The organism is Kitasatospora sp. NPDC017646 (genome assembly GCF_044329365.1).
In the GTDB taxonomy this organism is placed as follows: Bacteria; Actinomycetota; Actinomycetes; order Streptomycetales; family Streptomycetaceae; genus Kitasatospora.
This window is the reverse complement of record NZ_JBIRJC010000004.1, coordinates 1-8444: the sequence shown is the minus strand read 5'-3', so window position 1 is coordinate 8444 and position 8444 is coordinate 1. Positions and strand designations below refer to the sequence as shown.

General features: G+C 72.5%; 8 protein-coding genes. 4 read left to right on the top strand and 4 right to left on the bottom strand.

Translation table 11 applies throughout. The features are described from left to right. Window positions 1-156 precede the first annotated feature (156 nt). The 4 genes from nth (at window position 157) to ACH4J0_RS08205 (ending at window position 3956) form a co-directional block, all read left to right on the top strand. Window positions 157-1137 (top strand): endonuclease III, encoded by a 981-nt coding sequence (nth, locus tag ACH4J0_RS08220; RefSeq protein WP_396237526.1) that lies wholly within the window; start codon window positions 157-159, stop codon window positions 1135-1137. Then, the gene (locus ACH4J0_RS08215) at window positions 1134-1868 is read left to right on the top strand and encodes an NUDIX hydrolase (RefSeq protein WP_396237524.1); all 735 of its coding nucleotides are present in this window, start codon (window positions 1134-1136) and stop codon (window positions 1866-1868) included. Before nth ends, ACH4J0_RS08215 begins: the two co-directional genes overlap by 4 nt. A 46-nt stretch (window positions 1869-1914) precedes the next feature. Continuing rightward, a complete protein-coding gene (locus ACH4J0_RS08210; protein ID WP_396237522.1) occupies window positions 1915-3099 on the top strand; it encodes a MarP family serine protease in 1185 nt (394 codons plus the stop codon). A 155-nt stretch (window positions 3100-3254) separates the two neighbouring features. Continuing rightward, window positions 3255-3956 carry a metal-dependent hydrolase gene (locus tag ACH4J0_RS08205; protein WP_396237520.1) on the top strand — a complete coding sequence of 234 codons (702 nt, stop codon included), beginning with the start codon at window positions 3255-3257 and terminating at the stop codon, window positions 3954-3956. Between the two features lie 126 nt (window positions 3957-4082). Here ACH4J0_RS08205 and ACH4J0_RS08200 read toward each other — a convergent pair whose 3' ends face one another. The 4 genes from ACH4J0_RS08200 to nhaA all read right to left on the bottom strand — a co-directional run bounded on the left by ACH4J0_RS08200 (window position 4083) and on the right by nhaA (window position 7733). Continuing rightward, window positions 4083-4292, bottom strand: coding sequence for a hypothetical protein (locus ACH4J0_RS08200; protein ID WP_396237518.1), 210 nt, complete (start codon window positions 4290-4292; stop codon window positions 4083-4085). A 143-nt stretch (window positions 4293-4435) separates the two neighbouring features. Beyond that, window positions 4436-5485 (bottom strand): alpha/beta fold hydrolase, encoded by a 1050-nt coding sequence (locus ACH4J0_RS08195; protein ID WP_396237516.1) that lies wholly within the window; start codon window positions 5483-5485, stop codon window positions 4436-4438. A 77-nt stretch (window positions 5486-5562) separates the two neighbouring features. After that, entirely contained in the window at window positions 5563-6039 is a 477-nt protein-coding gene (locus ACH4J0_RS08190; RefSeq protein ID WP_396237514.1) for a phage holin family protein, read from the bottom strand. 302 nt (window positions 6040-6341) lie between these two features. Continuing rightward, window positions 6342-7733, bottom strand: coding sequence for a Na+/H+ antiporter NhaA (gene nhaA / locus ACH4J0_RS08185; RefSeq protein WP_396237512.1), 1392 nt, complete (start codon window positions 7731-7733; stop codon window positions 6342-6344). Window positions 7734-8444: the final 711 nt, after the last annotated feature.

Genomic DNA, 8444 nt, shown 5'->3' with positions numbered 1-8444 from the left:
GGGGGCCGGGCCAATCGTCCGGGCCCCGGAGCCGGCCCCGTGACCCACCCCGGCGCGGCGGGCCACCCAACCGGCCGCCGGGCCCCCCCCGCGGGGGGGCCCACGGCCGTCCTTGATCGGCCCCGAGCGGTCCGCCGCTCGGCGTAGCCTTCGTGCATGGCAGAGAGCAAGGCCCGGAAGACCGCGACCAAGCCGGCCGCGAAGCAGGCCGTGAAGTCGGCCGTCAAGCCGGACGTGAAGCCGGAAGAGAAGCCGGCCGTGAAGCCGGACGTGAAGCAGGCTGCGAAACGGGCGGCGAAGCAGGCTGCGAAGCCGCCCGTGAAGCCGAGGAAACCGGAGTCGCACCTGGCGATGGTGCGACGGGCCCGGCGGATCAACCGCGAGCTGGCGGAGCTGTACCCGTACGCGCACCCGGAGCTGGACTTCGAGAACCCGTTCCAACTGCTGGTGGCCACCGTGCTGTCGGCGCAGACCACCGACCTGCGGGTGAACCAGACCACCCCGGCGCTGTTCGCGAAGTACCCGACGCCCGAGGACATGGCGGCGGCGAACCCGGAGGAGCTGGAGGAGGTCATCCGCCCGACCGGCTTCTTCCGGAACAAGGCGAAGGCGCTGATCGGCCTCTCAACCGCGCTGCGCGACGAGTTCGGCGGCGAGGTCCCCGGCCGGCTGGCCGATCTGGTGACCCTCCCGGGCGTCGGCCGCAAGACCGCCAACGTCGTGCTCGGCAACGCCTTCGGCGTCCCCGGGATCACCGTGGACACCCACTTCGGGAGGCTGGCCCGGCGGTTCGGCTGGACCACCGAGGAGGACCCGGTGAAGGTCGAGCTGGCCGTCGCCGAGATCTTCCCGAAGTCGGAGTGGACGATGCTCTCGCACCGCGTGGTCTTCCACGGCCGCCGGATCTGCCACTCCCAGAAGCCCGCCTGCGGGGCCTGCCCGATCGCCCCGCTCTGCCCCGCCTACGGGGAGGGCGAGCTGGACCCGGAGAAGGCCCGCAAGCTGCTCAAGTACGAGATGGGCGGCCATCCCGGCCAGCGGTTGAAGCCGCCGTCGGACTTCCCGGGCGAGGCCGCCGCCCGCGCCGACGCCGCCGCCCACCACGGGCAGGTCGCGGACCTGGCGGTGGAAGCGTGATCGCGGGAGCCATCGAGCGGAGCGGCCTGCCGGGCTGGCTGGAGCCGGTCCGGGAGGCGGCCGAGCGGGTGCTGCCGGAGCAGCTGAGCCGCTTCCTGCCGCCGCGCGAGGGCGGTCGGGCGGCAGCCGTGCTGATGCTGTTCGGCGAGGGCCCGGACGGGCCGGACCTGCTGCTGATCGAGCGGGCCCGCTCGCTGCGTTCGCACGCCGGGCAGCCGTCCTTCCCGGGCGGCTCGCTGGATCCGGAGGACGGCGACCCGGACGGTCCCGGTCCGATCGCGGCGGCGCTGCGCGAGGCCTGGGAGGAGACCGGCCTGGACCCGGCCGGGGTGCAGGTCTTCGCTGCGCTGCCCCGGCTGTACATCCCGGTGAGCAGCTTCGTGGTGACCCCGGTGCTGGGCTGGTGGCGCGAGGAGTCGCCGGTGCGCCCGGTGGACCAGGGCGAGACCGGAGCGGTGTTCCGGGTGACGATCGCCGACCTCGTCGACCCGGCGAACCGGGTCCGGCTGCGGCACCCGTCCGGACACATCGGGCCGGCCTTCGCGGTCGCGGAGCGGCTGGTCTGGGGGTTCACCGCCGGGGTGATCGACCGGGTGCTGCACCACAGCGGGCTGGAGCTGCCCTGGGACCCGTCCCGGATCGTCGACCTCTCGGACGACGCGCTCGCGCTCGTCCAGGGTGACCTCGAACACTCCCGGGCCCTGCCGGGCGGCGACGCCGACGGCTCGTGACGGGCCGTCGGCGCCGCACGGTCGCGAAGCGTGGGAGGGTGTCGGGGTGAACGTCCTGGATGTGCTGCTGATCCTCGCCGCTGTCGGATTCGCCATTTCGGGCTACCGGCAGGGCTTCGTGGTGGGCGTCCTGTCACTCGTCGGCTTCCTCGGCGGCGGCCTGCTGGCCGTCCAGTTGCTGCCGCTGCTGCTCGACCACCTCAGTCCCGGGACCACGGCTTCGGTGGTGGCCGTCGTGGTGGTGATCGTCTGCGCCGCGGTCGGCCAGGCGGTCACCGCCCATTTCGGCTGGAAGCTGCGCGGGCACATCGACCGCCGCCCGGCCCGGCTGCTGGACGCGTCCGGCGGCGCGGTGGTCAACGTGATCTCGATGCTGCTGGTGGCCTGGCTGATCGGCTCCGCGCTGGCCGGAACGTCCCTGCCGACGGTCTCCAAGCAGGTCCGCTCCTCGGCGGTCCTCGGTGGCGTCCAGGACGCGCTGCCCGGCGACGCGCCGAACTGGTTCTCCGACTTCTCCAAGGTGCTGGCCCGCAACGGCTTCCCGCAGGTCTTCAACCCCTTCGAGCACGAGCCGATCACCCAGGTCGACACCCCCGACCCCGCGCTGGCCAACAGCCCGGCGGTGGCCAAGGCCCGGCAGAGCCTGGTCAAGGTGGTCGGCACCGCGACCTCCTGCGGCAAGACCCTGGAGGGCAGCGGCTTCGTCTTCGCCCCGCACCGGGTGATGACCAACGCCCATGTGGTGGGCGGCGTCGACGAGCCGACCGTGCAGATCGGCGGCGTCGGCCAGCTCTACGACGCCACGGTGGTGCGCTACGACTGGCAGCGCGACATCGCCGTCCTGGACGTGCCCAAGCTGAACGCGCCCCCGCTGACCTTCGCCGGCGAGGCGCGGACCAATGACAGCGCGATCGTCGCGGGCTTCCCCGAGAACGGCGCCTTCAACGTCCAGCCCGCCCGCATCCGCGGCCGGATCCAGGCCAACGGACCGGACATCTACCACCGCGGCCAGGTGGTGCGCGACGTCTACTCGGTGCGCTCGCTGGTCCGTCAGGGCAACAGCGGTGGCCCGCTGCTCACCCCGGACGGCCAGGTGTACGGCGTGGTGTTCGCCAAGTCCCTGGACAGCGCCGACACCGGGTACGTGCTGACCTCGGCCGAGGTGCGCGAGGACGCGACGGCGGGCAGTGGCGCGACCAGCAGGGTGGACACCCAGGGCTGCGCGCTCTGACGGTCGGCCGTCGTTGCGGGTCCGGCGCCGTCCGTTCTGCCGGTGCGGGATCCGTCGCGCCGTCAGTCCGCCCTGGTAGCCTCGGCCGCGCTCACCCGTTCGGCTCAACCGGGTTGCCGTCCCGGAGTGAGTCAACGGGAGGTCGTGGCAGTCCGATGATGGGTCATTCACACGCGGTGAGCGGGGCGATGCTGTACGCGGCCTCGGCTCCGTTCCTGCCTCCGCTGCTGCTGCACACCACGCTGCAGCCGGCGGACATACTGATGGGCACGGTGCTGTGCGCGGGCGCGGCGCTGCTGCCGGACCTCGACCACCACGACGGCTCGATCGCCAACTTCCTCGGCCCGGTCTCCAAGGCGATCTGCCGCTTCGTGGCGTGGGCCTCCGGCGGCCACCGGCACGCCACCCACTCGCTGCTGTTCGTCGCGCTGATGGGCGGCGGCACCTGGGCCGGCGTCACCTTCCTGGGCCGCTACTTCACCCTTTCGGTGACGTTCTTCCTGCTGGCGCTGGCGATCCGCGCACTGCGGCTCTGCCCGCCGAGCAACGGTCCGGAGGCGTGGATCACCGTCATCGGCCTGGCCGCGCTCGGCACTTTCGGGATGAACACCTGGATGCCCAACTCGCCCGGCTGGCTGCCGTACGCGGTCGGACTGGGCACGCTGGCGCACCTGCTGGGCGACTGCCTGACGAAGAAGGGCGCGCCGCTGCTGTGGCCGCACAAGGAGCGCTACGAGATCGTGCTGATCAAGCGCAGCGGCAACAACGTCGAGACCAAGGTGCTGGTGCCGATCATGTCGGTGGCGACCTTCGTCCTGCTCTGGTTCACCGCGCTGTCGCCGACGATCGTGAACTGACCGGCTGGCGGCCAGGTGGCGGCCGACCGACGACCGCCTGACCCGCTGACCGCCTGACCGCCTGCCACGCGGGCTGGCTGACGTACGGACTGGCCGATGTACGGCCCGTGGCTGCGGCGCGAGACCTCAGGTCTCGCGCCGCAGCCGTGCGCCCACCCACCGGGCGCGCCGGCCGAGGATGCGCCGGATGCCCATCTGCCGTTGCACCCCGCGCTGACGGGGGTCGAGGCCGTCGAAGCCGAGGTCCTCCGCCCGGTCCGGGCGGTGTGCGGAGCGCTGGGGACTGTTGTGGCGTCGGCCGCGCGGGGCGTCGTCGCGATCGGGCATCCAGGTCATACCGGAATGGATGCCCCTGGGCCGGTGGGAGTAACCGCCCGGGTTCGCCGAAACTGGCCCATGCTGTTGTCATATGATCCCGACATCAAGGGAGTTGGGTCTTCCGGCCCTTTTCCGACGGGCCCGCGCCGGGCTCCCGGCCGTCACTCCTTGTGGCGGCCGACCCAGTCCAGCAGCTCGGCGGTGAACTCCTCCGGCGCCTCCTCGTGCGGGAAGTGCCCCACCCCGGGCATCAGCCGCCAGCGGTACGGCGCCGCCACGTACTCGCCGCCGCCCAGCGCGGTGTGCGACAGCAGCACCGGGTCCGAGGCGCCCTGGACGTGCAGGGTCGGCGCGGTGATCGGCTTCTTCATCCGGCGGGCGAACTGGATGCCGTCCGGGCGTGCCATCGAGCGCAGCAGCCAGCGGTACGGCTCGATCGAGCAGTGCGCGGTGCTGGGGATCCGGATGGCCTGCCGGTACGCGTGCACGGCCGCCCCGTCCAGTTTGTTCGGCCCGGTCCACTCGTCCAGGTAGCGGCCGACCAGCGCGGCGTCGTCGGCGACCAGGCGGCGTTCCGGTATCCACGGCCGCTGGAAGCCCAGCACGTGGTCGAAGGCTGCCATCTGCTTGCGGTCCGTCAGCAGCGCCCGGCGCAGGTCCCGGGGGTGCGCCGCGGAGACCACGGTGAGGCTCTGGATCACCGACGGGCGCATCACCGCCGCCACCCAGGCCAGGGTGCCGCCGGAGGCGTGCCCGACCAGGTGCGCCCGGCGCTCGCCGAGCGAGCGGATCACGCCGGTGATGTCCAGGGCGAGGTTGCCCGGGTCGTAGCCGCGCGGGGTGCGGTCGCTGCCGCCGATGCCCCGCAGGTCGAGCGCCACCGCGCGGTAGCCGGCCTCGGCCAGCGCGGTCAGCTGGTGGCGCCACGCCCACCAGTACTCGGGCCAGCCGTGCACCAGCAGCACCAGCGGGCCGGAGCCCGACTCGGTGATGTGGAAACGGGCGCCGTTGGCCGCGAGGTCGCGGTGCACCCAGGGGCCGGGCTGCCGGATGCTCCAGGCCTCGGCAGCGCCGCCGCCGCTGTGCCGTTCGGCGGTCGGTACGGAGCCGGATTCGGAGCCGAGGCCGGAGTCGAGGCCGGAGTCGAGGCCGGAGGCGGGGCCGGGATCGGCGGACGGCTGCGCGTTCACGGGCGTCTGGTCAAGCGGCATACCGAGAGCGTGTCACATCCGCGAGCCGGACACGTGCCCGGCACTCGCCGTCGGCGGGTCCGAGCCCCCTCCCGTGGTTACGGGATGCGGCCCAGGCCCCGGTCGATCTCCTCCTGGGTGGCCGGCCGCGGCCGGGCGTTCTTCAGCACCTCGGCGGTCTTCTGGACACCCTCGATGGTGCGCTCCGGCTTGGTCATCTTCTTGAAGATGCGCACGGCCACGAACGCGACCAGCCCCGCGAGGAGCACGTGGAGGCCGAAGGAGATCGCGAACGACCAGCCCAGCGGCACGCCCAGCCAGTGGAAGAAGAAGGCGATCGCGATGCTCGCCATCGGAATGCCGGCCAGGCCGATCACCCCGGCCACGACGAAGAAGATGCTGCCGGCGGCGCCTCGCCTGACGTCCGACTTGATCTCGGCCTTGGCGAGCGCGATCTCGTCGTGCACCAGCGAGGACAGGTCGGCGGTTGCCGCCGCGAACAGCTGGCCCACCGAACGCTCGCCCTCGTAGGGCGCCCGGCCGTTACTGGACGGGTCTGCGGTTCCTGTGGGCATCAGCGGTTCTCCTCTGCGGCTGTTGCGGCGTGACGCCGTCGCGGTGTGCGGTTTCCGGTGCCAGCGGGGGGTCCGGAGGCGTCAATGGTGTGTCGACAGCTCAGAATCATGCCCCTACCGGTCAGTCGGACACCACTCCGGGGCCCCGGCGGAGGGACGTGTCCTGGCGTTCGCAAGGCCTCCCGCAGACTTGCGGGAGGCCGGCGGGAAGCCTGAGGGAAGCCTGCGGATGGGTTCGACAGGGAGCCTGCGGACGGTCCGCGTATGGTCTGACGGAGGCCTGCGGGACCTCCCGGAGGGCATCAGCCGTCGGCCCCGGGCTCCTCGCCGGGCAGGTGTCGGGCCGGTTCGGCGTTCGGCCCCGCGTCGGCGGCCCGGGCCCGCCAGGCCGGGTCGTCCTGCTGGTAGACGTCCGGAATGCCGTCGCCGTCCGTGTCCCGGTCCTCCTCCTCGCACAGCGCGCGGTAGTGCCGGTTGCGCAGCTTGAGCAGCACGGTGGCGACCGTCGCGCAGAGCAGCGAGCCGACCAGGACGGCCGTCTTGGAGCGGTCGGCGAGCGCCAGGTCGTGCGGGAAGGCCAGCTCGCTGATCAGCAGCGAGACGGTGAAGCCGATCCCGGCGAGGACCGAGACGGCGAACAGGTCGGCCCACTTGAGCTGCGGGTTCAGCTCGGCACGGGTGAACCGGGCTGCCAGCCAGGTGCCGCCGAATATGCCCACCGTCTTGCCGACCAGCAGGCCGATCACGATGCCGAGCGGGGTGGCTTGGGTGAACACCTCGCGCAGCGCCGGTACGGAGATCGTCACCCCGGCCGCGAACAGCGCGAACACCGGGACAGCCAACCCTGCCGAGAGCGGGCGGACCAGGTGCTCGATGTGCTCGCCGGGGGACTGCTCCTCGTCGCCCTCCCGGTGGCAGCGCAGCATCAGGCCCATCGCGACGCCCGCCACCGTGGCGTGGATGCCGCTCTCGTGCATCAGCGCCCAGACCACGACGGCCAGCGGGACGAATAGGTACCAGCCCTTCACCCCGCGCCGGTGCAGGAACCAGAACAGCACCAGGCCGGCGAAGGCCAGGCCGAGCGCCCAGAACTTGATCCCGGAGCTGTAGAAGACCGCGATGATCAGGATCGCGATCAGGTCGTCCACCACGGCCAGGGTGAGCAGGAAGGCGCGCAGCGCCGAGGGCAGGTGGCTGCCGACCACGGCCAGCACGCCCAGCGCGAAGGCGATGTCGGTGGCGGTCGGGATGGCCCAGCCGCCGGGGTGGCCACCGCTGCCGGAGTTCACCAGGGTGAACAGGATCGCGGGCATGGCGACGCCGCAGACGGCGGCGAGCACCGGCAGCAGGGCGGCGCTCGGGGTGCGCAGCTCGCCCGTGACGAACTCGCGCTTGAGCTCGATGCCGGCCACGAAGAAGAAGATCGTCAGCAACCCGTCCTCGGCCCAGCTGGCCAGGGTGAGGTCGAGGTGGAGCGGGGTGGACGGGCCGATCCGGTAGTCGAGCACGCTCTCGTACCCGTGCGGCCATACGTTGGCCCAGATCAGTGCGACCACGGCGGCGGCCAGCAGCAGCATGCCGCCGACGGTCTCGGTGCGCAGGGCGTCGGTGACGAAGGCGCGCTCGGGCAGTGTCAGCCGGCCGAGGAACTGCCGGCGGGTCGTCGGCTCGTGGACGGGCGGCTGGTCGGTCACGTGGGACCTCCTGGGGCTGGGAGCGGCAACGGATGCACGGGTGGTGCAGTTGCCGACCAGACTTCCCGGCGCGCCCTCTGACGCCCGCGACTCCTGCTCAAGGATCTTGATGCGTCCTTAGCAGTCTAACGGGGCTTCCGGGTGACATCGGGATTGTCCTGTTAAAGGACTTAAGCCCTGTGGGCCGGTCCCGCACTCCGGAGGAGCAGCGGACCCGCGCCCGAGCGGCCCGGACCGAGCGCAGTCGGGTGAACGCCTCCCGGCCGTCGGTCGCAGGCGCCGCCCGGTCCCGGCCGGTGCCCGGTCGCAGGCGCCGCCCGGTCCCGGCCGGTGCATCTCGCCCCTCTTCTGTTCGGGCCGACACCCGGTTCGGGAGCGGCTCCGTGATCACGACCTCCACCGGTCTGCTGCACGCCGGGGCGGCCGCCCTGCTGCGGACCCCGTGTGACCCCTTCGCGCGCATGGCGACGGGGCCCCGGCCGGTGGAGACCGACCGAGGCCCCGTCAGTGCTTCAGCGGCGCGCCGAGCCTGCCGCGCGCTCCGCCGTCAGCGCCGCGCTCAGCCGTTGTCGCCGTTCGGCGGCAGCTGGGCCTGGATCTGGCTCATCACCGTGCTGTCGGCGAGGGTGGTGGTGTCACCGACCTCGCGGCCCTCGGCGATGTCGCGCAGCAGGCGGCGCATGATCTTGCCGGAGCGGGTCTTCGGCAGCT